This window comes from Chitinophaga ginsengisoli, from assembly GCF_003014595.1.
In the GTDB taxonomy this organism is placed as follows: Bacteria; Bacteroidota; Bacteroidia; order Chitinophagales; family Chitinophagaceae; genus Chitinophaga; species Chitinophaga ginsengisoli.
On sequence record NZ_PYGK01000002.1, the window covers coordinates 179070 to 205358 of the forward strand.

Here is a 26289-nt window from a genome sequence, read left to right on the forward strand (position 1 = left end):
GCTCTTACAGATACGATGGAATCGATTCCAAACCAGTTAGTTATTCATAGTAACAAAGTTCATAAAAAACAGGAGAGATAAAAAATAATATCTCACGCTTTATGAAAATTCTTCTACCAGATCAGGCAGCTACACAGGTGTCCGCATTAAATATTTATTTAGTTTTACGCCCCTATGATGATATTCCCTCCCTTCGCTATCGAGCTACTCGTTCTGCTGATCTTGAGCGTCATTATGTTCATCTGTATCAGGGAAAAAAAGCTGACCGTACCCGCCGCCCTGCTGGCAGGTCTGATCGGTGCTGTTACTTTCCTGGGTACAAGCTGGGTCGGTTTACTTTCATTGCTCCTGTTTTTTATACTAGGTGTATGGGCCACTTCTCACCGGAAAGATCTGAAGGCCAGACTAACGGCCGAAGGCATCCATCCCGAAGGCCGGAAAGCCAGCCAGGTCTTTGCCAATGGTGGTGTAGCGGGCATTGCATCATTTATAGCCTGTCTGGATCCTTCACGTCTAGCCTTATACGAACTAATGGTTGCCGCCAGCCTGGCATCTGCGCTGGCTGATACTTTGTCGTCCGAACTGGGTATGGTATACGGCCGCAACTTCTACAATATCTGGAGTTTCAAAAGAGACACCAAAGGTCTGGATGGTGTTGTCAGCCTCGAAGGAACACTAATCGGTGCTGTCGGTGCAGGTCTGATTGCACTGTTATATGCCGGCTTTGATAAAACGGGGATTATTGTCTTGTTGGCGGGTATACTGGGCAATCTGGTTGATTCCGTACTCGGCGCAACACTGGAACGCAATAAATATATCGGAAATGATGTGGTGAATTTCCTCAATACCTTGTTTGCCGCAATTTTTGCCGGAGCATATTATGTCCTGCTGCAGCTGTAGCAGATTGACTATTGAAACCATTCTTCTTTGAGCACTCTGCAATCTTTTTCAGGAACGTTTCAGCACTGAACAGGATGCTGTGCCAAACACACATCCCCAAAGAAATAACCATGTTGCTGTCATAAGATGGGATCAGGGTAGTTCAATTTATCCATTTTTTTTGTTAAATTCATTATGAGCAAGCATCATTACACCCAAACAGCTTTATCATGTCCACGCTTATTGATCATAAAACGACGGTATTTGATAAGTTCCCCACCATACGCACTCCACACCTGGAACTTGTCCAGATCACCGAAAAACATGCCCATGACCTGTTTAAGATATTATGCGACAAACAGGTGAGTCAATACTATAACCTCCTGCCTCCGGAAGATGAAAACGACTGCCAACGTCTTATCGATTACTTCCGTGAACGCTTCAAATCAAAATCCGCCATCAGATGGGGGATCCAACAGAACGACAATAACGAAATTATTGGTACCGTGGGTTTCAATCACTTCACCAAAAAACACCGGGCCAATATCGGGTACGACCTGCAATATTCATACTGCAACAAGGATGTCATTGCAGAAGCCCTGTATGCCGTTATCAGCTTCGGCTTCTTTGCGCTGGATATTAACCGTATTGAAGTAGAAGTCATGGAAGGCAATGATCTATCCATAGAATTGCTGAACAGGATAGGTTTCAAACAGGAAGGTACCCTCAGACAATGGCATTACTGGGACGACAAACATTATGATATGCTGATGTTCTCTCTCCTGCGATCAGACGGAGAGGCATAAGTAACCACCTCTTTTCACAAAATCCCGTAAACCAGGTTGACTGGTTTACGGGATTTTTTTTATGCCTTCATTTAACAAATACATTATAAATACCATGCGTTAATAACCACTTAAACAAGTGCTTACATAACGCCTATTTTATACTGTCTGAGCAAAGCTGCTATCATAGCCTATTCAGAGAGATAACCCATATATAACCCATATATAAGCCATATATGCCCCATATATAACCCATATTTAAGAGATATGGATTATATATGGGTTATATATGGTTAGACCATGGTTTATAAATAAATTACAGAAGATATTTACTTAAATTAGCAGCATGTTTAAAGTACGTTAGCTTCAATCTGAGAACCGCAAGCCATACCCCATTTATACACCATTTAAAAAGTTAATTCCCTTATTATGGCCATTATGAATAATAAGATGTTGGACATCTCCGGAGGTTTAGGGTCGTTCAGCTTCTACAAACGGAGAGACTCCGACAAGGTTATTTTACGCACTAAAGGAGGCGCCACCAGGAAACAGATCCAGAAGTCGCCGAAATTTGCGCTGACACGCCTCAACAATGAAGAATTTGGAGACGCAGCAAGAGGTGGCTGCGGCATTCGCCTGGCGATATTTCATATCCGGCATCTGGCAGATTATAATTTTACACCTCCGATGAATGCGTTATGCAGGTCTATTATGAAGATGGATACGACCAGGGAACTGGGCATGAGAAGGTTGGAGTTTTCGGAATACCGCCATTTGCTGGATGGGTTTAATCTCAACAAACGGCACCCCTTCAACAATGTCGTAAAGCCTCCCGTTTACTGTACGATAGACCGCAATACCTCCAGTGCTACCGTTCAACTTCCCGAGCTGACTCCGGGCATTAACCTGTCATTACCATGGCAATATCCCATGTACAGGATTATAATGTCCATTGGTATTCTTTCGGACGGCGGTGCTGACAGCGATTATGCAGCCAGCCGCCCCATGTTGATCAATCAGCCTGTTACGACGGCCTGGCGTTTAGCAGCACAGGCATATAAAGCAGAAACGATCGTGCTGCAGCCGGAGACCTTAAAAAAGTTGTCTGCCGATGAAACACTGGTAGTATCCATCGGCATTGAAATGGGCACACTGATCTCCGACGCCGTGATCGAGCGGGTAAAACGTGCAGGTAGTGGAAAGATCCTGATAACAGGATAATAAAAGCGCTGGCATAAGAGCACCACAATGCTAGAACCTGAAACCGGCAGTAATATAGGGCAGCGCTCCTTCTTCAGAGATGCCGACCGCTGCCTGTATCAGGAACAGCTCTACTGGTATGATGTAGATACCACCTCCATAACCGTCATGCCATCTGGTGGAAGATTGATTAGGCATCCAGACACGGCCCAGATCATTAAATCCGATCAGGCCTACACTGCCCGGCAAAAGGTAAGATGTGAAGTCAAATAATTTCAGGCGTAGTTCAAAGTTGTGATAGACGGCAGTCTTTCCGACGAAACGGTTGGTATGGAAGCCGCGAAGGACCTGTGTACCACCTATGGACATCATCTGGAAATAAGCAGGATCGCCGAAAGTGGTACCCGCGGCAATACGATTCGCCATTACCAACGTGGAATCGCCAATCAGGGGAATATAAAAGCTGAAGTCAGACGTGAGTTTGCCGTACCTTTTATTTTCCCTGTTCGTTTGCTGCATACCTGTTAGCTCCGTATGCCAGGTGATCCCTTTGCGCGGCATCATACCCGGATTGCGGGTATCTGCCTCAATAGCGGTCACCAGACCGGCGTAAAAGCGGTCGTCAAACACCCTTTCACCCGGGAAAGTAGCATTGTAGGCGCCCAGGAACTTATGACTATTGTTCGCTTCCCGGCTGGTATAGAACTGTCCGGCAATGCCTCCGCTGACAGTCAGATGATGACCAATATTGCGGTATAGCCTTACATCTCCGTTGACCAGGTCATAGCGATTACGGTAATACGTAATTAATTTATCATTTTCATTTACGAAAATAGATTCATTCCCCAATCCGAAGAAGTTACTCAGGTTGTGCGGTCCGCGGGAAAGAACATTGATACGCAGGTCATTCTTCCCTATCAGCTGCTTAAAATCAGCCAGGTACTGCAACAGGAACGCCTGTCTGCCGGTCACATAACTCACTATCAGCTGATGCTGTTGTGCGTATGGCTTTTTACGAAAGCCCTGCTTTTCGTACATCATATTGGCACGGAGCATCAGGCCCTGATCGGGGTTGTACTGTACGGAGAATAAAGGCCCCAACCTGTCAAACAGGAAACTGCGTTTATCATAGCTATTCACAGATGTATCCGCAGCTGTCCGGATCTTTGCGTCTCCCTTCGGTGGTATACTATTCTCTTCGTCAGAACGATCGTACACATATAGTCTTCCCTTACGTGGCACATTATCCGCCACAGTGAAACTATCTATACCATTCCCTCCTATCATACGTATACGGATAGGCGAGCCCTCATTGCCTGTAACCCTGAACACGTCGCGCCCATCAAGACCGTACAACCGTACTTCTTTGGTTACCGCAGGATCGAATACCCGTTTATACAGCAGATCATCCGTCGTACCATCCTTCTTCACCTTATAGATAGACACGTCCACCTTTCCGTGTGGCTGTCGCTGAATATCCAGCAACTCCTGTTTATCAGAAGCCGGAACATCCACATAAATAGACAGGAACTTATAATAGCTGATCGCCTCTTTCTCCAGCTTATTCCTGCGGGCAATGAAAGCGCTGATGATCCGCTCTCCCGACAAGCGGAAAATCGTGTCCGGCATCAGCATCACCGACTGGCGGATCAGACTATCCGTCAGTGTAGCCTGGATATAATGCACCTGTTCCCGCCAGTCGTCTTCACTCAGCCCATTCAGGAAATAACGGTCAAAATACCGGGCATTGAAGTTAAAGCCCTTGATATCCCTGATATGGTCGTGATACCCCTGGAACTTGGATTTCAGCCATTGATGGGAGATGATCCAGGGAAACAAGCCGGTAGTATTGTAATATACCTGGTCCCTGTCGCGAGGCACCGGGGTATAGGTTACTTTCTTCTTATTCTTTTCCCTCTCCCAGCGCCATTGATCCTCATGCCGGTCCCAGTCGCCCAGCAACATATCCAGCAGTCTTGCCCTCAGCACGATCTGTTGATTAAGATGCACATCATTGTCCTCTTCCAGCTTGCGCTGTGTTTTGTCTGTATTGTCCGTACGACTGGCATCTTCCGGTTCTCGTTCTTCAAACAGGAACACGGCATTGGCAAAGTCCTGCCGGTATTCTCCCAGCGCAGGATCATCGGGTATGTATATGATCTGTGGATTGGCATGAGGTATGCCCAGGGCTTCCGCCAGTGGCGGAACGGTCAGCGAGGAATAAGGATGCGCAGTCACCACCTGGTCCTGCAGAATATCTTTCGTAATAGTAGCCCTCAGATTTTTAGGCAATCCCCTTTCAGGATATTTCTGAATGGTACGCAGCACCCATTCATGGCCACTGGCGTCTTTTAACCGTAAAGACTTGGTTTGCAGCCCGCCGCCTCGCTGTTCTATGGTCAATCCTCCCTTCTCTTTCTCCAGGTAAAATACCTTCATCTTTACAGGAGCGGCCCATAGCTTACGGTAACTCTCTCCAAACAACATACGGTGGAAACCACTTACATTATCATAAGCGGGAGAAATAGCTACGGTAATGCTATCGCCTGCAGGCGTTTGTGCCTGTGCCGTGGAAATTGCCAGAATAGCCAGGGTAGTAAAAAATCTGTTTAGGCCCATGCGGTTGTTTTGTCGGATTGATAAGTTATCTGGATAACATGTCCCTGCCAGCTCCTCAGCATCAATGTTTGTGCCTGATAACCTTCAGAAGAAACACGAAAAATACGAAATGAAACTAACTCCTACCAAAGAAGACACAAAAATTTCTATTTGAAAAAACAGGCAGTTAACCAGTAGTAAGGTCCGCCTTATGCAAAACATGTATTATAGAAACATTGTTCTCTCCCTGCAGGTTCTTTTCCACAGGCTTCATGTTTATAACAAACGGCATTAACAAAACACAATAGGACTCCGTAGGAGTCCCCTTGTTTGTAGCCCGGGGTTGAAAACCCCGGGAACGTGCGTAGCACGGGGTTTTCAACCCCGGGGAACGTGTGTCGCCTGGGTTTTCAACCCCGGGGAACGACGCCCATCCCCGCCACGTACGCAACGCCCACCCTATTCCGGCACCGGTACCGGCGCCGCTCTGACAGCACTATTCCGGATAAAGACCACGGACATCAATGCACCGAGGATTCCCAGACATCCGGCTATACGCATAATTTTCTGATAGGCAGCTACGAAGCTGCTATGATATAGGCGGGTTACTTTTTCTTTATCTGCTTCATTCAATGATGAAGGGGCTTTTGCATTTCCCAGTTCGCCTGTCTGCTGCATGACGGCCTGCTTACTGGTCTCATTCAGTGGCAATGCGGACAACTCCTGTTTCAGTGAGCCGGAGAAAAACAGGACAGCCAATGCGCCCAGTATGGCATTCGCAAATACACCTGCAATACGCGATAAGGCATTATTAATACCGGAGGCTGTTCCGGAGTGCTGATCACTGACAGCACCCATCACGGTTGCCGTCAGTGGCGCTACGGTAAAAGACATCCCCAGCCCTAATACAACAATACCGGGAAAGAAAGTACTGAAATAGGCGGATGGTCCGGGTGTTTGTCCGACGAAAGACAACATCAGCAAACCTGTTCCGGCAACGGCGGGGCCAATGGTCAGTAACAGTTTGGGACCATATTTATCTGCCAGCGTTCCGGCAAAGCGGGCCACGAAGACCATCAGGATGGTAAACGGCAGGAAGGTCAACCCGGATTGCAACTGGTCATATCCCTGCGCCTGTACCAGGTTGAGGGACAGGAACAACATACCAGCTCCCAATCCGGCGTAGAGAAAGAGTGTCAATAGGTTCGCTCCGGAGAATGTCATGTTCCTGAATAGCGACAGGGGCATCATCGGATGTCTGCTTTTCTGCTCAATGACGATGAAAGCGGTCAGCAGCAGTAAGCCTGCACCTAATGAAACAGGTACCTCCCAGTTATTAAATCCAATCTCGGGTATGCGCAGGAAACCAAAAGTAACGGCCGCCAGTCCGAGGGCGATGGCCGCAGCGCCGGGAAAGTCCAGTGTCTTATCATCATCGTCTGCAACACTTTCCTTTACTTTCTTCCAGAGGATGAGTACTGCCACAATGCCTATGGGCACGTTAATGAAAAAGATATACCGCCAATAGCCGGCATCAGCGAGTGCACCGCCGAGTACTGGTCCGCCGATGGTGACGACGGTTGTGAAGGCAGACCAGGTGCCGATGGCTTTACCGCGTTGGTCTTCATTGATGGAGGAAGAAATGAGTGACAGACTACCGGGTATCATCAATGCTCCGCCGATGCCCTGTAATACTCTGAAGATGATCAGTAACGTCACATTGCCGGCCATTCCACAGGCAGTAGAACCAATAATGAAAATGAGAATACCGGTAATGAAGATCCTCTTACGCCCCAACTTATCTCCCAGTGAACCGCCGATTAGCATCAGCGACGCCAGCATTAACAGGTAAGCGTTCAACATCCAGAACAGGTCTGTACCGGAGGCATGCATACTTTTCTGGATAGCGGGCAGGACCACATTCAGGGCCGTGCCATCGATAAAGGCCATCGCCGAAGCCATGATCGTTGATACCATGATCCATTTACCGGATGCACTGGAGAGTGATACTGTTGCCATTCACGGAAGTTAGGACAAAAAAGGACGCAGCGCTCACTCCGCCTTCCGGCTGTTAATCGGATTAGCAACAGCCGTCTTCACGGCCTGGAAACCTACAGTACATAAGGTGATCAGCATCGCCAGGGTTCCAGCAAGGCGGGGGCATAGTGTCAAACAGCTGCCAAACAAATACGAGCTACTCAAATCCATTCAGCTTTGAGATGGACATATTCGTTTTTAGACAGAGGAAATGTTGGGAGAAAATTCAAAAGGGGGTTAAACAATTTGTCTGGTATTATCATATTGGCATGGTTACCATCAGTGCCGTCTTGGTTCAAATACCATTACCAATCAGCACTCTTGCCTATTCTGCTGATTGACATCAGCTATTTGCAGGTCAGCTTTCGTCAAAGTATCGCTATCGATCAGCTTTCTTACATACCCTTCTTCTGACAAAGGACAGTTCGCCAAATCGAGAAAGTCATCTTTCCCGAGATGGCACTGTTTTTTCATTTTAGCTATTAAGTAGTCATTTATATCCTGATCATTATGACTACAATAAGTTTGCAGGACATATTTCCCATTATGCCAGAATTCAAGATACTGGTGGTCTCCTCCTGCCTTTACAAACCCCTTACTGAGCAGGTTTCTTATCGTTTTTTGTGATTGTAATACCGCCATCATTAAAAATTTACTTCTTTAATAATAGTATTTAATACTGTTTTGATCCGCTTAATTCTCTCGGACATCTGACTATCCGATAGTTCATTATACCGCTGGTAAATAAAGTCAAACTCCTGCGCAAAATCTTGCTCAGCTTCGGCTTCAGTTCTACCGGTAGCGACTATCCCTAATAGCTCGTTCTCGATCATAAAGTAGCTATCTTCATGGCGCAGTGTAGAAGACAGCGGAGAATGAAGCAAATAAGTTCTCTGCCCTGCGATAATCGTGTTGGGAGAATACGATAACATAGTTGATTGGTTTTTGTTTAATTTAACAACTTGGGTTACTCCATGTTTACCCTTCTGAGGGTCGGTGTTAACTAAACCTGATTCACCATTTGTATTGAAGGCCATTGGCTGCGCAATAGGCTGGGTGTGGTTTTTCACAATGTGCATCATACTGTATATTTTATTACAGCAACAAATGTACAACTCCCCTTCCGGGATATTTCAGTTCATTTTGTTCATTCCTCAACTCCTCTCTTCACATTGTTCACTCCATTCACCACTACATTTTCAGCGACACAACTACGGGTATTATTTCAAGGTCAGCGCATTATTAGGATCGCGTACAACATCCACAGATCTATTCAAAAAATGCCTGTTTCAGATCTTCCATATTCATCGCGATATGCGATGGTGGAAACCGGGGGGCTAAGCGGTACATTTTGCGTCGGGCTTCTTCTTTATGTTTTGAATGGAAAACGAAGTAGTGATTTCCATGAATATTAGGTGGGTTACCCAAAGCTGAAGTAGATCCTGATATTTTATCAGTCAGATCTTCTGGTCGTAAGTTTCTCATACCAGTAAATCGTAGCTTGAATTCCGCAAACACTATTTCCTGACTAGCGCCAGCAAGGTCCTCAATAATAAAGGCAGCGTCCATTGACTTATTAAGAAGCCGGCCATCATTTGCAGCGAGTCCAGCTTCCACACAGTCCATATTGAGCACAATGTCATCTCCATTAAATGTTGTCGTAGTCTCAGTATATCCTTCTTTAATGATAAGCGTATCCATTAATTCAAGACATTCTTCTTTATCGATCAATTTAGCGAATTCTTCTGTAGCTCTTTTGGCGTATTTCATTAGATGCCGTACTGATTTATGCGGTCCAGTGCAATGTTGAATGATGCAAAAATTGGATCTATTTCTTTGTTTAGATAGGTATAGTTATACTTGAATTTTTCCTCTGCTTTCTCCGCTAAATAAAAATTCACTTTGTCAAGAGTCCCTTGCTTTTCAGAAATATAACGGATGGCACTGACCATATCCGGATTATGGGTTGCCAGGAAGAACTTAACACCAAGTTCTTTGTTCAACAATACAATGATCCTGGCATATTCAATAATCCATTGCGGATGAAGATTTGATTCTGGTTCATCAATGATCAACAATGTTTTATCAGTGATTGAGCCATTTTTCAACAATTGTAAGATAATTGAAAAGGACTTGATTCCTGTAGCGACATCCATCAAATTAAAAACCTTCCCGTCATTTCGTTTAAACTTAAAATCTTTTGTGAAATAAACTTCTTCTACTTCTATATCGCCCTGTATGATCTCTTTACTTATGATTTCTGTGATGCGGTAAACATTGTCTCCTTTCTTTCCTAATAATTCATACAAATCTTCCCAATAGCCATTATTACTCATGCCTGCATGAAACATCATAGGGCTATCAATATAAATAGCATTCTTAATATTATATGGAATAGCAAGTGTATCACTATCCAAAGAGACAATTGGGCTACCATATTCTTCAACCTGGAATACTTTGGGTAAATCGTTTACAGTAAATAATTTCTGAAGTTCCGACTCGAAAACGAATGTCGGCCTTAATCCAATCATCCTAACTGCATCAGCAAAGTTTCTTGATATCAACTGTTTCAGCTTTTTAAAGGAGTCTGCAAGCGGCTCATCGGCTTCTTCCCTAGTATCCAATATGTCACGCAATATTCGCTTAATCCGTTGCTCTTTTCGGGGCTCTATATTTTGTTGATTGATATTCTCGTATAGTGCGGCCTGAACATGCTCGAGTAAAGCCATAAACTTCACCGGATTTAATTCAAAATCCTCCTTATCCATTTCCTCGTTCAATTCCTTCAGCTGACTACGCACAAAATCAACAACCTGCTGGGGAGCTACACCTCTCAGATCCTGATTGATAATTTCGATAAAAGTGAAGAATTTATTTAAGCTTCCTCGAAGAGAACGTTTAATAACAGCATCATAATCGGCAACGGTTTTATACAAGTAATATAATAACTTGGAGATTGAACTTTTGCCGGAACCGTTCTCACCGGCAACAACCGTTATACCATTTATAAGTATATCTGCACTTGCGACGGCCCGAAAATCCTTAACTATTACCCGTATCTCTGGAGCTTCAGCCATTGGCTTTTATGGTTTTATTGAGTAAATATAACAAATAGGCTCAATTCACTCCACGTCGAAAAGATATCAGGAGAAACGTTGTTGTAAAACTTAATTCCTTTTCACCTGCTCAAATTTCATTTTCCGCTGCCTGTAAAACAAAAAAGGACTACATTTCTGTAGTCCTTTTCGAGGTTTCGAGCGGATTCGAACCGCTGTAGGAGCTTTTGCAGAGCTCAGCCTAGCCACTCGGCCACGAAACCTTATTTTTGTGCGCCCATCCGTTTGATGGGATTGCAAAAGTAGTAAATTTTAGATATTTGCCAAATCTATTTCACAATTTTATCAGATAACCATGAATAAACGTATTGCAGAATCTGAACTGATATTAAATAGCCGGGGAGCCGTATATCATCTGGATGTCAGGCCAGAAGAGCTTGCCACGACTATTATCACCGTAGGAGATCCTGATCGCGTACCCGAAGTTAGCAAACATTTCGATCGTACAGAAAGCAAACATCAGCACAGGGAATTTGTCACCCACACCGGATATATCGGACAAAAAAGACTCACTGTTGTCTCTACCGGTATCGGAACAGACAATATCGACATCGTGTTGAATGAACTGGATGCCCTGGCAAATATTGATTTCAATACCCGGACCGTAAAACCGTCCCTCACCCGGCTGCAAATTATCAGATTAGGCACTTCCGGCGCACTGCAGGAGAATGTACCAGTAGACAGCTTCGTGGTTTCTTCTCATGGTGTAGGACTGGACAATCTCCTCCCCTGGTATGAATTCGAGAATACTGCCGCCGAAAAAGACCTTTTGGAGGCTTTCCGTCAGCAGGTACACCTCCGTCCGGGCAGCGCCAACCCATACCTGTTAAGTGCCGCTAATGACCTCGCAACACGCTTTACCGAGGGATACATCAGCGGTATTACCATCACCTGCCCGGGATTCTATGCGCCTCAGGGACGCGCGTTGAGAGGACCGCTCTCCCATCCTCAGTTACTGGAGCAGCTGACCGCCTTCCGCCAGGGCGATCATTACATTTCAAACTTCGAGATGGAGACCGCCGGTATTTATGGCCTTGGCCGCGTACTGGGGCATGATTGCCTGTCTATCAGCGCTATTGTGGCCAACCGCATCAGGCAGGAATTCACCAAAGACGGTGCACTGGTCGTAGAGAACCTCATCAAACAGTCTTTAGCCATCATAGAAAAGATCTGATTATCAACTGTCCATAAATTTGACTTCGTCAGCCATTAACAGTTGACCATGTCAAGCAACAGGCCCGGGTACAGCAGCTCCGGGCCTGTTGTGTACGGACTATTGACTATCGCTTAAAAGACTTACTTTTGCGCATTATGTCAGCAATTCATTTCTACAAATACCAGGGAACCGGCAATGACTTTGTGATCATGGACAACCGGAAAGGCGAGTATAACTTTCTGACGGAAGAGCAGGTAAAATTTCTGTGCGACCGCCGTTTCGGTGTCGGCGCAGATGGCCTGATGCTGCTCAATACCCAGGAGGGCTACGATTTCGGAATGAAGTACTATAACGCCGACGGCCGCGAGAGCAGCATGTGTGGGAATGGTGGCCGCTGCTTAGTAGCTTTCGCCCGTCAGATGGGGCTCAAAAACGAAAAACTCAGCTTCCTGGCTGTAGACGGTCCCCATGAAGCTACCCTTAAAGGAGATAGCTGGGTGAACTTGAAAATGCAGGACGTGAATGGCGTGGAAATAGGGTCTCTCTATTCTTATCTCAATACCGGCTCTCCGCACTTCGTTAAATTCGTAGACGACGTACAGGCGGTAGACGTATATACCGAGGGAAGGGGCATTCGCTATAACGACCGCTTTTCCAAAGAAGGCACTAATGTTAATTTTGTTCAGCCCCTGGAACAGGGCATCTTCGTTCGTACCTATGAGCGTGGCGTGGAAGATGAGACCTACTCCTGCGGTACTGGCGTCACTGCTGCAGCGCTGATGACTGCAGGCCCGGAACAGAAAGAATATGTTATACCCGTGCAGACATTGGGTGGAAACCTGGAAGTACGTTTTACCAAAACCGGTGAAAGGTCCTACAATAACATCTGGCTATGCGGACCAGCCACCCTTGTCTTCGAGGGAAATATCACACTGCCATAACTTTAATTAATCTACCTTTGCGGCCGGATGATCCAGTATTTCAAAAATATAGACGCGCGTACGGTAGAAATATCAAGTCCTGAGAATGGGGCATGGGTGAATATTACCCCTCCCCTGAAACAATCTGAATTCGAACAACTGTCAGAAGAACTGGATATTCCTCTCGACTTCCTCACCGACTCCCTCGATATCGATGAGAAGTCCCGTTATGAACTGGAGGATAACGTAAAGCTGATCGTCATCAAGACGCCCACGGAAAATAATTCCATCAACGAAAGTGATGCCTATTACATTACCATCCCGATCGTTATCATCCTCACGCACAATCAGATCCTGACTGTCAATTCATTCGATAATGCCGCTATCAACCGCTTCCTGAATACCTTCCATAACCGTCATCCTGAAAAAAGGAATATGATGGTGCTGAAGATCTTCGAAAAGGTAACCATGAACTTCCTGGATTACCTGAAAGAGATCAATCAGCGCAGGAATATCCTGGAGCAGAAACTGTATGACAGTAACCGTAACGAAGAGTTACTCTACATCATGCGGATCCAGAAAAGCCTGGTGTATTTTCTCACCGCCCTTCGCAGTAATGAACTGCTGCTGATGAAGATTGAACGCACCAACTTCCTGGGATTGAATGAAGACGAGAAGGAATTCCTGCATGACCTGATCGTAGATACCTCACAGGCGCTGGAAATGGCCAACGTCTATACCAACATCCTCAGCAGCTCAATGGATGCCTTTGCCAGCATCATCTCCAATAACCTGAACCTGGTCATGAAACGCCTGACGTCCATTACCATCGTTCTGACCTTCCCCGTATTGGTAGCCAGTATATACGGTATGAACGTAGAGATCCCGTTTGCCCATTCGACACACGCTTTCTATATTCCGGTCATCCTGTCCATCGTGATCTCCGTGATCATGAGCTGGTATTTCATGAAGAAGAAATGGTTCTAAACAATGTTTAATGTTCGCGTATACGGAATAATGATGAATGAGCAGAAACAGGTGCTCGTTACTGATGAATATATCCGTGGCGGATATTATACCAAATTCCCCGGAGGCGGACTGGAATTCGGAGAAGGCACCCTGCAATGTGTGGTGCGTGAATTTCAGGAGGAACTGGGACTTGACGTGGAAGTCATAGAACACATCTATACGACTGATTTCTTCCAGCTCTCTGCTTTTGGAGATAATTCCCAGATCATCTCTATCTACTACCTCGTAAAACCCTTGTCGGCATTCAATTTCCCCCTACTAAGCGAACCTTTTGACTTCGTTATTCCTGAAGATAAACGTGATGTGGAAGGTGCCAGATGGATCAACTGGGAAGAGTTTTCCGCCGAGGCAGTCACCCTTCCCATTGATAAAGTAGTTGCTGATCTTGTGAAAGTGCGCTACTAAGCCTGCAACGTTATTCCGCTGCCTTGCCCATAGCGGCTTCTTTCATGCGGGTAGTCGTTTCCTTACCCAGATAATTTTCTATACGTCCTTCTATGAAGTAAATCACAGGCGTCAGTAATATGGCAACGGTGAATTTGTAAATGTAGTTCACCACACACACAGCCAGTACCAGCTGCCAGCTCCAGTTATTCCCCAGCTTAAAGGCAATAAACAGTACGATGAAACTATCTATCAGCTGGGATATCACGGTTGATCCTGTCGCCCTCAGCCATACATGTTTTTCACCGGTAGCACGTTTGATGCGATGGAATACTGCGACGTCTATCAACTGGCTTACCAGGAATGCCGTGATACTGCCAATGATGATCCACATTCCCTGACCAAAAATACCGCCGAAAGCCAGCTGCATATTGGGAATGCCTTTGTCTGCATTCGAACCGATCCAGAAATCAGCCGGTGGTACCGACAGGGATACGTAAAACATGATGAACGCATAACTGATCAACGCTACGGCGATGTAGGAGATCCGTTTTACTGCTTTAGGCCCGTAATACTCATTGACAATGTCAGTCATGACAAACTCCAGCGGCCATAATAATACGCCACAGGTAAGGTTGAAGGATAGTCCGCTTTGACCAAATACCGTGAAGGTATGTACGGGTAAACCGAACAGTTTCTCCAGGGAAAAGATCTTCCCGCCGATACATTCTGCGATCAGCGCATTGGCAACGAAAAAGCTGCAAAAGAAGATGAAAAGCTTAGTTGGTCTGTCTTTTAGGATGTTGTGTATCATTAGAATAAGAAAAAAAATTGCAGGATCAAAATTAAAACATTCACAATAAATACATAGGGAGGAAGGTCCGGCCAGGCTATCTTACGCCTGTACAACATAATAGCAGACACGATCAATACCAGCAGGTTCAGCGGAAAAGAGACGACAATTCCCATCAGCAGGATATATTTCAGCAGCTCCGAAAAATGTCCCTTGTAGTCAATATAATAAGAGGCTTCTGCCAACAGAAAACAAATGTTACAGATAAATGCCACCTTTAAAAAGAATCGTAACCGCCCCATTATTGAAATTTCGGATAAATTACAGTTATTTTGCTTTCCCTGTGAGGAAATACATAAAAAAGGAAACTAATTCATGCAAATAGCAATATCAATAGTCATATGTTCGTATAACAGAGAAGCCTATATCATTGAGGCCATCGATAGTCTGTATAAACAGGATATTGATAAACAACGCTATGAGGTGATCGTGGTAGATAATAACAGTAAAGATAATACCGCTGAGAAAGTAAAAGCATACATTGCTGAACATCCTGATATGCAGTTGTCATATTACCTGGAAACCCGCCAGGGTGCATCCTATGCGCGCAATACCGGTGCAGAAAAGTCCCGTGGAGCACTGATCTGCTGTATGGATGATGATGCTGTCGCGATGCCGGGATATCTCCAGCATATCATCACTTTCTTCGAACAACATCCGGATGCTACAGGCCTGGGAGGCCGTATTATTCCCCGCTATATCCCATCGGAACCGAAATGGATGTCCCACTATGTGTCCTCTCTGGTAGGAAACTTTGACTACAGCCCTGTTGCGAAACCTTTTGATAACGGCCGCTATCCATTGGAATCCAATATGATAGTACGTCGTGATGATTTCTTTGCCGTAGGCGGTTTTAATACCAGTCTGCCGGGAGTGAAAGGTACTCTGCGCGTAGGTGGTGAAGGAAAGGAATTCTTTTACAAGCTGATAGAAAGAGGCGGAGTCATTTACTACGATCCTTCAGTGATCGTACATCATGTCGTGGAAGTAAAAAAACTGACATCCGAATATATGTACCGCGTTGCGTCCGGTATTGGCCGCGGAGAGAAAGTACGGATGGTGGTGAAAGGAAATATGGCTGTTCACAAGAAAAGCCTGGAATACCTGTTTAAGCTGGGTGCTTCCGTTGTGATAGGCGGATACTACTTATTGCAGGGAAAACCAGCAAAATCATGGCCGGTGATACAGTTCCGGATTGACGTATTGAAAGGATACTGGGAGCCGGTACACCAACAGGAGGCATAAACATTCGGGGTTCTGCGCCCGGAGGGAGGATGCGGGCGTATTACATCACAACACCTTGTAGAAATGCGGTTTATTGCGAACAATTGTCGGCGTCATCACCCACAGACGGAAGACATTCTTCGTCAATCCCCATACCTGCGGCATGTACTTAAAAGGATTACGTCCTTTGAACAAATTCTCCAATATACTGCCAATAAAAAACACCGGTACCGCAAATGTATAATTGAGTAACAGGATAAAATACCACATCACACCAAACTGCTTACGTACCCTTACATGGTTTGACAGCATCAGCTGCAATCCTTTCCTGTCATACAATCCGTAGTATCCTTTTTCATCTGAATCAAATGCATCACCGGTAGTTTCCCCTTGCAGATGTATGATATTGATATCTCCGAAAATAGCCAGCGGCCCCAGTTTACGCAGCCGGCTGCACCACTCCACCTCTTCCGCATACAGGAAGAAATCTTCGTCCATATAACCTGCTTTTTCGAGAGAAGAACGTTTCACCATCAGATAAGCACCACTGATCCAGTCTACATGATGTTCGGTACTGGCTTCCTGCACGTTAGGCACTTTGGTTTTCAGCTGATAGCCTATCCAGCGGATCACCTTTCCCCAGTAAGGCAGTGGTAGCAGGTGATTCAATCCTCCTTTCATGAAATAGTTGCCGGAGATCTGCAGACTACGGTCTGCATTCAGTTGTTGCACCCCACAGGCAACGAGGTCGCTTTTGGCAAAGCGCTGCACGCAACAGTCCAACGCATGATCGAGGATCAGTGTATCAGGATTCAGCAGTAACAGGTAATCGCCTTTCGCGGCACGTAAACCCATATTGTTGGCCCGGGAGAAGCCTGCATTGTAGCCCATTTGCAGGAACTGTACGAAGGGGAATGCATATGTGATCAGTTGCTCGCTGTTGTCACCTGAAGCATTGTCCACTACAATCACCTCATAGCTGATAGCGGTTGTCTCTGCCACAATAGTGCTGATACAATCCATTATGAGACGGCTGCTCTTATAATTCACGATGATGACAGACAAATCCATATGCAGGGCGGAAATATAGTAAACCGCCAAGATAAAAAATATGCGGCAATATTATATGAAAGCTGTCCTTAATCTAAAAATATAAATATCTTAGTGGCCAAACAGACTAGGAATATATGGGTGTTGTAAGGACTAAGAGCCTCGTTTCTTCGATTTATACATATTTTGGATTCATGCTAGGTGCGATAAATATCTACCTGATGACAAAATACTTCGCGCCCGCAGAAAACGGCCTTACCCGTACCCTTTTCGAGATCTCTACCCTGATGACCAGCGTTGCCTGTCTGGGTATTCCCACCCTGGTAGCCCGGTACTATCCCTACTATAAGGCGCTCCCGCAAAAAAAAATGGACCTGCTTACCCTGGCATTTGCATTGGGTGGCATAGGACTGCTGATCGTATTTGCAGGTTCGTATTTCCTGGAACCCCTGATTATCCGCAAGTTTTCCGGCAAATCGCCTTTGCTGGTGGAGTATTTTTATATCAGTTATCCGCTTGTATTTTTCTTCCTGGGCTTTCAGATCATGGAAGTGCATGCATGGAATCAGCATAAGACCATTCTTTCCAACTTCATGAAAGAGGTCGTATTCCGCGTGTTTCACACTATTCTGGTGCTGGCCTTCATCTTTGGTCTGATCCGCTTCCATACCTTCATGAATTTCTTCGGATTCACATATGCCGTAACCTTCTTCGGATTGTTTCTTTACTTCTGGTATAAGAAACAATTGCCGCTGGGCAGGCTTCCCAGCCAGGTGACCAAAGACCTTGGCAAACAGATGTTGCGTTTCACCGCATTCATCTTTGCCAGCAATGTGATCACTATCATCAGCCTGACCATTGATTCCATCCTGATCTCAAGTTTCAAAGGACTGGAATTTGCTGCCGTATTTACGCTGGCCACTTATATCTGTACCATCATAGATGTACCACAAAGAAGTATGATCAGTATAGGAGTACCGATCATCGCCCAATCCTGGAAGGACAATGATATGGCAAACATTGCCAACGTCTACACGAAATCCTCCATTAATCTGCTGATCTTTTCTTCCTTTATATTCTCTATTATCTGGCTGAACCTGGATGATGCCTTTGAGTTCCTGCAATTGCCGGCAATCTATCATGAGGGAAAACAACTGGTACTGATATTAGGTATTACGAAGATCATCGAACTGGGTACGGGTTTAAACTCACAGGTGATCTCGACATCTCCGCGCTGGCGTTTTGAATTACAGTCGCACCTTATTCTACTGGCCTTAACATTGCCACTGAACTATTACTTTGTAAAAACGTATGGCATTATGGGAGCTGGTGTGGCACAGCTGATATCCCTCACTATCTACAATGGTATCCGCTACATCTTCCTCTGGAAAAACTATAATATGCAGCCGTTTACAAAACAGACGCTGTATTCAATTATACTGACGCTATCGTTGTACTTTATTGTCAGCCGCCTAATCAATATCTCTGTACCACTCCTGAATATGATAGCGCGGACAATAGTATTTGCGGCCATCTACGGATTTGTGGTGATCAGGCTGAACCTTTCTGAAGATATCACCATCCTGTATAAAAAGGGCATTTCCCTTGTTGTCAGTAAGATAGGCAGACGATAACTATTTATACTTTCCGAGCAACCTGTTCTTCAACATCTTAAAAATGTTCTGATAAGAGATCCTGCTTTCAGTGTATAATATCTCCTTTCGTACAATCAGCTGTTTGATCATATCAAGGTACCAGTCCTGGTGTTTGTTGACAATGTAGTCTACTAGTTCCACTACATTCGGGCGGGTATCGTTACGGTACGTTGATTTCTTTGTTTGCCTATAGAACAGCAATCTTTCAGGTATCACTTCTATCTTCCATCCCTGGCGGGTCACACGGATATAAAACTCCCAATCCTCGTATCCAAGTTTCATGGCTTCATCAAAGCCACCGATGTCTTCCCAGCATTCTCTTCTGTATATCGCGCAGGCGGGGCATTGATTGCCGAACAGGAAATTAACGTCGGTACCGCCCCGTGGTTTGGATACTAATCTTTCGGCGCCAAACAACTGGATATAAGAGGTCACAACCCCTATTTCTTTATTGGCATCCAGTATGGCCATCGCTTTCTTAAAAAAGGTATCGCCAAAATAGTCATCTGAATCCAGCGCGGCAATGATCCTGCCCTTTGCATGTTTGATACCGTAGTTCCTTGCTGAGGCCATTCTGCCGTTCTCTTTATGCAGTACCTGCACATCCGGGGCGACTACTTCATCCAGTACTTTTAAGGTAGCAGCATCAGTAGAACCATCATTCACAACGATGATCTCATAATTGGGATAATCCTGCCTGCGGATAGAAGCAATCGCTTCATGCAGATAGGCACCATCATTATAACACGGAATTACGACAGAGATCAGCTCATTCAACATTACGGATCAGATTATTTATTTAAAAGTGATGTCAGATAACAAAGAAACATGCCAGTTTTTGAAATAATGCCTTTCGTCCATAAAGAAGCGGGCAATTTTGACTGGAAGGCAGCCATACGGTAAAGCTCCCGATGTACCGGAAAACCCTTTGCCAGCGCGGTCAGCTCTTCACTACTACGAATGCCGTATCTGCGTAACAATCGCCAGAAGTAGTCATAATATAACCACTTTCTCAATGTTCCGGGACGCAGCTTATCGAGTAACTGGATGTGTTCTTTTACATCCACTTCCTTATTGTCTTCACATTCCTGCGTCACCTGGTAAGCATGAATCCCCACCTTCACGAGCGGTTCATTCACACATACGATGGCGGGATTACGATACAGTTCATGAATATAACCATCAATATCCACCAGCCATTTCATCCGGTTATCGTACATGAATTTATTTCTGAACAGGGTCACACTGGGTGTGGAGATCGGTTTTACGACCATCACATATTCCGGTTCCCGGCGCACACGGTCAAGGTTTTCGATCTTCATGGGAAGCAGCCATTCTTTCCCGTCATCATACACCAATAATGCCCTTGCGTATGCAAAGTCACTTCCTGGGGCAGCCTCCAGTGCATCGTGCAGTTTCTGCAATGCATTGGGCGTTGCCAGCCAGTCGTCATGATGAATGAGTTTAATGTACTTTCCTGTTGCCTGGCGGATGGCCTCATTCCAGTTTTCAGGCGTGCCCAGAGAAGGGACGTTATGTTTATAACGGATGGGAAGGATATCTTTGTAACTGTCCACCAGGCGTGCTACTTCATCGCCCGGACTATCATCGGTTACGATCACTTCTATATCGGTAAATGTCTGCTGCCGGATACTGTCCAGACAGCGTTTTAGCATCTCGGGTTGCTTGTATGCCGGTATACATATTGAAACTGCAGGACTACTACTCATGAATCTTTTCTCTTTTTCCGGTTTACTCTATTCTGCCACTCCCGGCATAATATCTTGCCCAATAAGTCTCGTTCAGATCACTGATTGTCACTCCAAGACTCGTTGAAGCGTGCACAAATTTATTATTATTCAGGTATACACCCACATGAGAGATTGATTTTCCATTAGTTTTGAAAAAAACCAGGTCTCCTTCCCTCATTTCTGATTTACTCAATTTTCGGGCCTTTTCATATAATTGAGCGGAGCTACCTGAGCTGTTCAGCCGGAAAACCGCTACCAGTAAGTTATTGGTAAAGCCTGAACAATCTACGCCATCCCTGGTCTTGCCACCGTATACATAGGGTGTGCCCCACCATTCTTCAATAAATGCGAACAGATTGGTATTCAGGACCGTTTCTACACGAACATCCAGCAATTCGGCATATTTGAACTGCCAGAGCGGGGCATTTTCTATCAGCGGACTTGAAGCAGTGAATTTCAGCGTGCTTTTACTTCTGGCTGTATAATTATTTCCGTTGATGGATAAACCATCCAGGAATTCTACACCGCCACGACTACTACTGCTGGTTCTTTTCGTTGTTCCCTGTTTTGAGGAGGAGCAGGCAGCCAGTCCCAACACGCAAACCATAGCCATTATCCCTAAAATACTTTTTTTGCCGATCATAAGCGCCCGTTGGTTAAATCGGGGCTAATTTACTAATAATATTTATAATAAATGTTTTTAACATGTTCAGTAATCCTGATTACTAAGGAGATATCACTTTAAAATGCGGGTGGTATAAATTCTACACAGCAAATGAAATGCAAAAAGGTACTAACAACAACCGACAAACGAAGATCCAATAATGACGATGGCCTGGCCGGAAGACGGTATATCTTTCAGCCAGGCCATTGTGTTTAATCGTCTGCTTTATTAACGACGGGCAGCGCTGCCTCCGGTGGAGTCAACCACGATCTGCTCACCATAATAGTAATAGCTCTGGTCAATACGATTCCATTCAAAGCGGGTTGCATTCAGCACTTTGATCACACACTCGAAGTCCAAACCGCCATTGGGTGTTACAATAAGATGCGTAGCATCGCTGTTCAGACGCCATGTACCATGTACAATTGAACCATCTTTATAAGTCTCAACGGTAGTTCCGTCAGCCTTGTATTCAACTGTCAGCTGGTCCAGCGCAGTAAACGTATTATTGGGTTTGCCAATACGCCATACCAGGTCAGCGGATGCCAGCGGGAAGTTGTAGAAATATGTTTCATACTTCCATTTCTTGCCGGTCAGCAACTGAGCGACGGTCTTCGTTTTGTCTGACTCAGGGAAACGTTTCATCATTACACCATAAGTGGTACCGCCCACCACTTCCCATTCGAACTGGTTAGCAGTCAGTACACGGATGTCAGATGTAAAAGTAGTGGTGCTGTTCACCACGATCTGCGTTTCATTGTTAGTGAAATGCCAGGAGCCTTTCAGTGAATCTCCTTTCTCGGTGATTTCCCAGTAGGAACCATCTTTATTGAACTTTACCTTGTTCAGGCGAAGGTCCAATGTGTTTACAGAACGGTTGCTTTTCCAAACCAGTGTGGACCCGGAGGTCTGGAAATTCTTGTAATACTCATAGTACCTCCAGATCGTATCTGTGAGTATCTTTCCTTTCTCGCTTAATACAATTGTATCAACGGGATCGGGTGTATCGTTCTTTTCGCATGATGAAGATGTGAGGGCCATGAGGGCAACAACACATAGGGATAGAAGGGAAAATATCTTTTTCATATAACAAATATATAGAATGTACTCAATATTGAATTGAGTAGTGTGCATAAATTTTCATAACCTTTTATTCATATTCTGGCAGAAGAGTCGGAATTTTGCCAAATGATCTTTTCCCACTTACACGTTCATACACAGTATTCTCTGCTGGATGGTGCAGCAGACATCAAGTCATTGTACAAGAAAGCTATGGCCAGCAATCAGCCGGCCCTGGCCATCACGGACCATGGTAACATGTTCGGCGTATTCCAGTTTGTGGCGGAAGCTTATAACAACAAGCTGAATCCTGAAGATCCGAAGGATAAAAGGCTCAAGGTAAAACCCATCGTTGGTTGCGAGTTCTACGTGGTGGAAAATCGCTTTAAACGTGCCTTTACCCGTGAGGAAAAAGATATCCGTAATCACCAGGTGCTGCTGGCTAAAAATGACGAAGGTTATCGTAACCTCATCAAATTGTGCTCGCTGGGATACATGGAAGGCTTATATGGTAAATATCCCCGTATTGATAAAGAATTGATCCTCCAGTATCATAAAGGCCTTATTGCCACTACCTGCTGTCTGGGTGCTTCTGTGCCCAGGGCTATCCTGAAAAAAGGAGAAGAAGCGGGTGAAGAGGAATTCAAATGGTGGCTGGACATCTTCGGCGAGGACTACTACGTTGAATTACAACGTCATGGTATTCCTGAACAGGAGAAGGTGAATGAATCGCTGATCAAGTTTGCCGCCAAGCATAATGTAAAGATCATTGCGTCCAACGACTCCCACTATGTGGACCAGGCAGACGCCAACGCGCATGACATCCTGCTCTGTATCAACACAGGCGAGAAAAAGAGCACTCCTACCATGAAGGATTTCTCTGATGATGATGTGTCCATGAAGAACAGACGTTTCGCTTTCTATAATGACCAGTTCTATTTCAAGACTACGGAAGAGATGAGCGCACTCTTCCACGATCTGCCACAGGCGATAGACAACACCAATGAGATCGTGGATAAAGTAGAACTGCTGGACCTCAAGCGGGACATCCTTCTGCCCAACTTCCCTATTCCGCCTCCCTTCCTGACACAGGACCAGTACCTGCGTCACCTGACCATGGAAGGCGCCCATAAAAAGTATACGGAGGTTACCGCAGAGGTAGAAGAGCGTCTGAACTTCGAACTGCAGGTAATTGAGAACATGGGATTTGCGGGTTACTTCCTTATTGTGTCTGACTTTATCAAGGCCGGACGCGACCTGGGGGTATTCATCGGCCCGGGCCGTGGATCTGCGGCCGGTTCTGCCGTAGCTTACTGTATAGGTATCACCAATATTGACCCGATCAAGTATAACCTCCTGTTTGAGCGTTTCCTGAATCCGGAACGTAAGAGCATGCCCGATATTGATACGGACTTCGATGATGAAGGCCGGCAGAAAGTAATTGACTATGTGGTGCAGAAATATGGTAAGAACCAGGTAGCACAGATCATTACCTACGGTACCATGGCCGCCAAGATGAGTATCAAGGACGTGGCCCGTGTGATGGACCTGCCACTGGTGGAATCCAACATGCTGGCCAAAATGGTGCCTGATAAGCCAGGTATCCAGCTGGACCGTATCTTCAATGCACCTATCGACGAAGGAGAAAAGAGCCTGGCCGAAAAAGAAGGCCTGGGCCCTGAAGACCTGGAAAACGTAAAGCGACTGCGTGAACTGATCAAAGGACAGGACCTGCAGGGGGAAGTACTGAGAGAGGCCTGCGTATTGGAAGGGTCCGTACGTAACACGGGTATCCACGCAGCAGGTATCATCATTGCCCCGAAAGACCTGTATGACCTGATCCCGGTATCTACTGCCAAAGACTCCGACCTGCTGGTTACCCAGTTTGAAGGTAGTATCATTGAAAGTGCCGGTGTAATCAAGATGGATTTCCTGGGTCTGAAGACCCTCACCATCATCAAAGGCGCCCTGGAACTGATCAAAACCAATCACGGGATAGATATCAGCATCGATGATATTCCGCTGGACGACGCCAAAACATATGAACTGTACCAGAAAGGGGAAACCAACGCCACGTTCCAGTTTGAGTCTGCCGGTATGCAGAAATACCTCCGCGAACTAAAACCTGACCGTTTTGATGACCTTATTGCCATGAACGCCCTGTACCGTCCGGGACCGCTGGAGTACATTCCACTGTTCATCCGCCGTAAACACGGACTGGAAGAAACAGTATACGACCTGGCGGAAATGGAGGAATATCTGAACGATACCTATGGTATTACAGTATACCAGGAGCAGGTAATGTTACTGAGCCAGAAGCTCGCCAACTTCTCCAAGGGAGATGCGGACGTACTCCGTAAAGCCATGGGTAAGAAGCAGAAGGCAGTACTGGACAAAATGAAGAAACAATTCATGGAAGGTTGTGCCGCCAACGGGCATGACCTGAAAGTCTGCGATAAAGTATGGACAGACTGGGAGGCATTCGCATCCTACGCGTTCAACAAATCCCACTCCACCTGTTACGCTTTCGTGGCGTATCAGACTGCTTATCTGAAGGCACACTATCCTGCGGAATATATGGCGGCCGTACTGAACAACGCCAGCAACATTGAAAAGATCACCTTCTTCATGGAAGAGGCGAAACGTATGGGAATAGACGTATTGCCGCCGGATGTAAACGAGTCTTTCAAAGGTTTCGCGGTGAACAAACAGGGCCAGATCCGCTTCGGCCTGGCCGGTCTGAAAGGTGTGGGTGAAGCGGCAGTGGAAAACATCCTGGAAGAAAGGAGAAAAGAAGGGCCATACAAAAACATCTTTGAGATGATCAGGCGTGTGAACCAGCGTGCAGTGAATAAGAAATCCCTTGAGGCCCTGGCCATGTCAGGCGCCTTTGACTGTTTCCCGGAGCTGCACCGTGCCCAGTACTTCCATAAACCTGAAAATGATACCACTACCGGCCTGGATAAGATCGTGAAATTCGGCCAGCAGGTATCTGCCGGGGTAGCTACCGCCATGGGTAGCCTGTTTGGCGAAGAATCAATGCCTGATATCGAACCGCCTAAAATCCCGCCTTGCGATGCATGGCCGTTGATCCTCAAACTGAACAACGAACGGGAGGTAACTGGTATCTACATCTCCGGACACCCGCTGGATGATTACCGTTTTGAAAGCCGGTATTACAATATGAATACGGTACAGGAACTAGTTGAATATCAAGCAGATCTGACCACACCCGGCAATGCACGTGCAGGCCGTGAACGTAACTTCAGACTGGCTGTCTATGTGACGGGAGCGCAGGAAAGAATATCCAGAAATAACCGCCAGTTTGGCATAATGACTATTGAAGATTACTCGGGCAAATTCGAATTCGCCTTGTGGAGTGAGGACTTCATCCGTTTCGCGCCTTACCTTAAAACGGGGTTATGTCTCTTTATTAATGGCGGTTTTAAGGCCAAGCGTTTCAATGATGCCGAATATGAGTTTAAGGTGAGTGGTATACAGCTCTTACAGGAGGTGAAAAAGACGCATACGAAGAAGGTGACGCTGGTAACGATGCCTAAATTCATCACCCGGGAGCTGGTAGACTTCCTGGTAGACAATATTGCCAAATATCCCGGCGCCAGTGAGCTCTTCCTGCAACTCATTGATCGTGATGATCAAATGCAGGTCAAGCTGCACACTTTCAATAAACATATTGAGATGAACGATGAACTGGCGCACTTCTTGTCCAAACAGCCTGATGTCGATGTGTATATAGATACAATCAATAAGTAAGGGTACTAAAATGATCTAATTTGCATGGTCAAACGGCGCCTTTTAAACAAAACATACCGGCTGTCAAAAAAGCAGTAACTTGCATCCGGTTCGAAAATTGAATGTATATATTTGCATTTATAAATTTATTCAGGAACTTTGATTTATAATAATTT

At 45.6% G+C, this 26289-nt stretch carries 23 protein-coding genes and 1 tRNA gene; 10 read left to right on the forward strand and 14 right to left on the reverse strand.

Annotated elements, in window-relative coordinates; all coding sequences use genetic code 11:
* Nucleotides 1–174 precede the first annotated feature (174 nt).
* The 3 genes from CLV42_RS05235 (at nucleotide 175) to CLV42_RS05245 (ending at nucleotide 2885) form a co-directional block, all read left to right on the forward strand.
* Nucleotides 175–900, forward strand: coding sequence for a DUF92 domain-containing protein (locus tag CLV42_RS05235; RefSeq protein ID WP_106600847.1), 726 nt, complete (start codon nucleotides 175–177; stop codon nucleotides 898–900).
* A 209-nt stretch (nucleotides 901–1109) separates the two neighbouring features.
* Entirely contained in the window at nucleotides 1110–1685 is a 576-nt protein-coding gene (locus CLV42_RS05240; protein WP_106600848.1) for a GNAT family N-acetyltransferase, read from the forward strand.
* 408 nt (nucleotides 1686–2093) lie between these two features.
* On the forward strand, nucleotides 2094–2885 hold the full coding sequence (locus CLV42_RS05245) for a hypothetical protein (protein WP_106600849.1): 792 nt from the start codon (nucleotides 2094–2096) through the stop codon (nucleotides 2883–2885).
* 30 nt (nucleotides 2886–2915) lie between these two features.
* On the opposite strand, the gene CLV42_RS05250 is transcribed toward CLV42_RS05245, so the two are convergent.
* From CLV42_RS05250 to CLV42_RS05280, 7 genes are all read right to left on the reverse strand, one after another.
* Entirely contained in the window at nucleotides 2916–5483 is a 2568-nt protein-coding gene (locus CLV42_RS05250; protein WP_106600850.1) for a BamA/TamA family outer membrane protein, read from the reverse strand.
* A 438-nt stretch (nucleotides 5484–5921) separates the two neighbouring features.
* Nucleotides 5922–7481 (reverse strand): MFS transporter, encoded by a 1560-nt coding sequence (locus CLV42_RS05255; RefSeq protein ID WP_106600851.1) that lies wholly within the window; start codon nucleotides 7479–7481, stop codon nucleotides 5922–5924.
* 330 nt (nucleotides 7482–7811) lie between these two features.
* A complete protein-coding gene (locus CLV42_RS05260; RefSeq protein WP_146154317.1) occupies nucleotides 7812–8141 on the reverse strand; it encodes a type II toxin-antitoxin system HicA family toxin in 330 nt (109 codons plus the stop codon).
* A gap of 2 nt (nucleotides 8142–8143) precedes the next feature.
* On the reverse strand, nucleotides 8144–8581 hold the full coding sequence (locus CLV42_RS05265; RefSeq protein WP_106600853.1) for a hypothetical protein: 438 nt from the start codon (nucleotides 8579–8581) through the stop codon (nucleotides 8144–8146).
* A 187-nt stretch (nucleotides 8582–8768) separates the two neighbouring features.
* Nucleotides 8769–9269, reverse strand: coding sequence for a hypothetical protein (locus CLV42_RS05270; RefSeq protein ID WP_106600854.1), 501 nt, complete (start codon nucleotides 9267–9269; stop codon nucleotides 8769–8771).
* Entirely contained in the window at nucleotides 9269–10576 is a 1308-nt protein-coding gene (locus CLV42_RS05275) for an AAA family ATPase (protein WP_106600855.1), read from the reverse strand. Before CLV42_RS05275 ends, CLV42_RS05270 begins: the two co-directional genes overlap by 1 nt.
* A 171-nt stretch (nucleotides 10577–10747) precedes the next feature.
* A tRNA-Cys gene (locus tag CLV42_RS05280) sits at nucleotides 10748–10818 on the reverse strand.
* 92 nt (nucleotides 10819–10910) lie between these two features.
* On the opposite strand from CLV42_RS05280, the gene CLV42_RS05285 reads away from it, so the two are divergent.
* The 4 genes from CLV42_RS05285 (at nucleotide 10911) to CLV42_RS05300 (ending at nucleotide 14125) form a co-directional block, all read left to right on the forward strand.
* Complete coding sequence (locus CLV42_RS05285) at nucleotides 10911–11789, forward strand: nucleoside phosphorylase (protein WP_106600856.1); 879 nt, start codon at nucleotides 10911–10913, stop codon at nucleotides 11787–11789.
* A gap of 137 nt (nucleotides 11790–11926) precedes the next feature.
* Nucleotides 11927–12712: a diaminopimelate epimerase gene (gene dapF, locus CLV42_RS05290; RefSeq protein WP_106600857.1), complete on the forward strand. Its 786-nt coding sequence runs from the start codon at nucleotides 11927–11929 to the stop codon at nucleotides 12710–12712.
* 27 nt (nucleotides 12713–12739) lie between these two features.
* Nucleotides 12740–13678: a magnesium transporter CorA family protein gene (locus CLV42_RS05295; RefSeq protein WP_106600858.1), complete on the forward strand. Its 939-nt coding sequence runs from the start codon at nucleotides 12740–12742 to the stop codon at nucleotides 13676–13678.
* A 3-nt stretch (nucleotides 13679–13681) separates the two neighbouring features.
* Complete coding sequence (locus tag CLV42_RS05300; RefSeq protein ID WP_106600859.1) at nucleotides 13682–14125, forward strand: NUDIX domain-containing protein; 444 nt, start codon at nucleotides 13682–13684, stop codon at nucleotides 14123–14125.
* A 10-nt stretch (nucleotides 14126–14135) separates the two neighbouring features.
* Here the strand turns inward: CLV42_RS05300 and CLV42_RS05305 are convergent, their stop codons facing one another.
* Together CLV42_RS05305 and CLV42_RS05310 are read right to left on the reverse strand one after the other, a co-directional pair.
* Nucleotides 14136–14918 carry a queuosine precursor transporter gene (locus CLV42_RS05305; RefSeq protein ID WP_106600860.1) on the reverse strand — a complete coding sequence of 261 codons (783 nt, stop codon included), beginning with the start codon at nucleotides 14916–14918 and terminating at the stop codon, nucleotides 14136–14138.
* Nucleotides 14918–15199: a hypothetical protein gene (locus CLV42_RS05310; RefSeq protein WP_106600861.1), complete on the reverse strand. Its 282-nt coding sequence runs from the start codon at nucleotides 15197–15199 to the stop codon at nucleotides 14918–14920. The genes CLV42_RS05305 and CLV42_RS05310 overlap by 1 nt, the downstream gene beginning before the upstream one ends.
* Before the next feature lie 73 nt (nucleotides 15200–15272).
* On the opposite strand from CLV42_RS05310, the gene CLV42_RS05315 reads away from it, so the two are divergent.
* On the forward strand, nucleotides 15273–16202 hold the full coding sequence (locus CLV42_RS05315) for a glycosyltransferase (protein ID WP_106600862.1): 930 nt from the start codon (nucleotides 15273–15275) through the stop codon (nucleotides 16200–16202).
* A gap of 45 nt (nucleotides 16203–16247) precedes the next feature.
* Here the strand turns inward: CLV42_RS05315 and CLV42_RS05320 are convergent, their stop codons facing one another.
* The gene (locus CLV42_RS05320; protein ID WP_106601342.1) at nucleotides 16248–17252 is read right to left on the reverse strand and encodes a glycosyltransferase family 2 protein; all 1005 of its coding nucleotides are present in this window, start codon (nucleotides 17250–17252) and stop codon (nucleotides 16248–16250) included.
* A 116-nt stretch (nucleotides 17253–17368) separates the two neighbouring features.
* On the opposite strand from CLV42_RS05320, the gene CLV42_RS05325 reads away from it, so the two are divergent.
* Nucleotides 17369–18865 (forward strand): oligosaccharide flippase family protein, encoded by a 1497-nt coding sequence (locus tag CLV42_RS05325; protein WP_106600863.1) that lies wholly within the window; start codon nucleotides 17369–17371, stop codon nucleotides 18863–18865.
* Here the strand turns inward: CLV42_RS05325 and CLV42_RS05330 are convergent, their stop codons facing one another.
* From CLV42_RS05330 to CLV42_RS05345, 4 genes are all read right to left on the reverse strand, one after another.
* Nucleotides 18866–19666 carry a glycosyltransferase family 2 protein gene (locus CLV42_RS05330; RefSeq protein WP_106600864.1) on the reverse strand — a complete coding sequence of 267 codons (801 nt, stop codon included), beginning with the start codon at nucleotides 19664–19666 and terminating at the stop codon, nucleotides 18866–18868.
* 11 nt (nucleotides 19667–19677) lie between these two features.
* Nucleotides 19678–20616, reverse strand: a complete 939-nt coding sequence (locus CLV42_RS05335) for a glycosyltransferase family 2 protein (RefSeq protein ID WP_106600865.1) — start codon at nucleotides 20614–20616, stop codon at nucleotides 19678–19680.
* A gap of 22 nt (nucleotides 20617–20638) precedes the next feature.
* Nucleotides 20639–21280, reverse strand: coding sequence for a C40 family peptidase (locus CLV42_RS05340; protein WP_106600866.1), 642 nt, complete (start codon nucleotides 21278–21280; stop codon nucleotides 20639–20641).
* A 249-nt stretch (nucleotides 21281–21529) separates the two neighbouring features.
* Nucleotides 21530–22387 (reverse strand): hypothetical protein, encoded by an 858-nt coding sequence (locus tag CLV42_RS05345; RefSeq protein WP_146154318.1) that lies wholly within the window; start codon nucleotides 22385–22387, stop codon nucleotides 21530–21532.
* 102 nt (nucleotides 22388–22489) lie between these two features.
* On the opposite strand from CLV42_RS05345, the gene dnaE reads away from it, so the two are divergent.
* Nucleotides 22490–26134 carry a DNA polymerase III subunit alpha gene (gene dnaE, locus CLV42_RS05350; RefSeq protein WP_106600868.1) on the forward strand — a complete coding sequence of 1215 codons (3645 nt, stop codon included), beginning with the start codon at nucleotides 22490–22492 and terminating at the stop codon, nucleotides 26132–26134.
* Nucleotides 26135–26289 lie beyond the last annotated feature (155 nt).